Genomic DNA, 1,658 nt, shown 5'->3' with positions numbered 1-1,658 from the left:
TAAGACTGGATGTTGCAATTACTTCACAAATAATAGCAGCGGATAAGAATAACCAGTTTTTCACAGTTTTCTCCAATGTATATATTTTTCGAAAGATTAAACTAACCCTTTAAAAATGAACAGTCTTGTTCTTTTGGAGAGGCTGTGAGCACATGGGGCATCTAACGCCCGGCTCACCGAGCAAATTTTATTGGCGGCTTTTTTGGTACAAAAAAGGTGACAATAAAATTTGTCCGGTGGAGCCGCTTGTTAGTGCCATTTTTATGTATATGATGGTAATATACATAAATGATTAATTGGAAACAAATAAAAGGCTTTAATTGGGATGCTGGCAACGAAAGAAAAAACGTTGATAAACACAGCGTAAACCAGTTAGAGGCCGAACAATTATTTTTTAATGAGCCTTTATTACTGCTGCCGGACAAAAAGCACAGTGATAAAGAGCCCAGATACCATGCCCTTGGAATTACCGATGATGGGCGGCAACTACATATTACTTTTACACTGCGTGAAGATAACACTTTGATTAGAGTGATTTCTGCACGACCAATGCACAAGAAAGAGAGGAAATTTTATGAACAAGCATAAACAGCCTCCAAAGTTTAAAACAGAGGCAGAAGAACGAAAGTTTTGGGAAGATAATGATTCCGCTGATTACTTGGACTGGAGTAAGGCCGCAAAAGTAACAATGCCCAACTTAAAACCATCGACGAAAACAATTTCCTTGCGGTTACCTGAGTCTTTGCTTGAAAGCATTAAAATTGAGGCTAATCGAAGAGACATGCCTTACCAGTCCTTAATCAAATCTTGGCTTGCTGATGATGTTCGACAGAATCGCTTAGCTTCTTAAGAGCACTAACGCCTGCCACAACGGCTTGGGTGAAGTGGCGGCGTTTTTGCGTCTTTTTGCAAAAACGGTGACAGTTTACCCAAGTCCGATTGATGGCACTTGTTATGTAAACAGTTATTTGTTCCGTATTTCTATTACTACGTCAGCCTCTCTCTTTATATTTGGCCGAGTTAACTCAGGATCTTCTTTATCCAGACACATAAACTGAATTTCTGCCTGGGCATCTGATGTGAATGGAACCATATCCTTTTGAGATACTCGAACAACTTGGAAGTGCTTATTTTGATTGTTACAAAATGCAAATGCTTCTTTATATACATCAGCTTTAACACTGCCACCAACCACATCGAATCCTTTTTGGGATCTAGAAATCAAATACGTATCTATCCCTATAGGGATTACGCCTGATGATGTTGCACAACCGGAAACTAATAAAACAATAAAGAATATTCTCTTCATTTATCTCTTCACTCCTTGGCCAAACTTTATTCATACGCCCAGTTCATTGGGTATGCATCTTTGCTGAATTTACATAGACATAATGACTCCCCACGTCCCAAAAGAGTGCTGACCTCCTATCGTGGGTTAGCAAAGCCAGAGCCATAATATATGTGTCATACCATATAAGCGGAGGCCAGCACCATGAAAAACAATACCATAATTTTTGTCGGATTGGACACCCATAAGGAGTTCACCGAAGTCGCATATTGCGAAGATCAACGAGGCTCAGAAGTAAAGCATCTTGGAAGAGTTTCTTCAGCCAAAGTATCACTTACCAAGATGGCAAGACAGTTTGAAAGCAAATACC

General features: G+C 39.6%; 3 protein-coding genes and 1 pseudogene. 3 read left to right on the top strand and 1 reads right to left on the bottom strand.

Going from position 1 to position 1,658, the window contains the following annotated elements; translation table 11 throughout:
* The first annotated feature begins 288 nt into the window (after positions 1–288).
* Both A3729_RS13215 and brnA read left to right on the top strand, forming a co-directional pair.
* Complete coding sequence (locus A3729_RS13215; RefSeq protein ID WP_068511104.1) at positions 289–588, top strand: BrnT family toxin; 300 nt, start codon at positions 289–291, stop codon at positions 586–588.
* Positions 575–850 carry a type II toxin-antitoxin system BrnA family antitoxin gene (brnA, locus tag A3729_RS13210; RefSeq protein ID WP_068510173.1) on the top strand — a complete coding sequence of 92 codons (276 nt, stop codon included), beginning with the start codon at positions 575–577 and terminating at the stop codon, positions 848–850. The genes A3729_RS13215 and brnA overlap by 14 nt, the downstream gene beginning before the upstream one ends.
* Before the next feature lie 114 nt (positions 851–964).
* Here brnA and A3729_RS13205 read toward each other — a convergent pair whose 3' ends face one another.
* On the bottom strand, positions 965–1,309 hold the full coding sequence (locus A3729_RS13205; protein WP_068510171.1) for a hypothetical protein: 345 nt from the start codon (positions 1,307–1,309) through the stop codon (positions 965–967).
* Between the two features lie 183 nt (positions 1,310–1,492).
* Between A3729_RS13205 and A3729_RS31680 the strand changes: the two are divergent.
* Positions 1,493–1,658, top strand: a pseudogene (locus A3729_RS31680) (IS110 family transposase); the annotation flags it as partial.

The organism is Oleiphilus sp. HI0043 (genome assembly GCF_001634935.1).
Note: the sequence above shows the minus strand (reverse complement) of the source record. Positions and strands in the feature narration are given on the sequence as shown.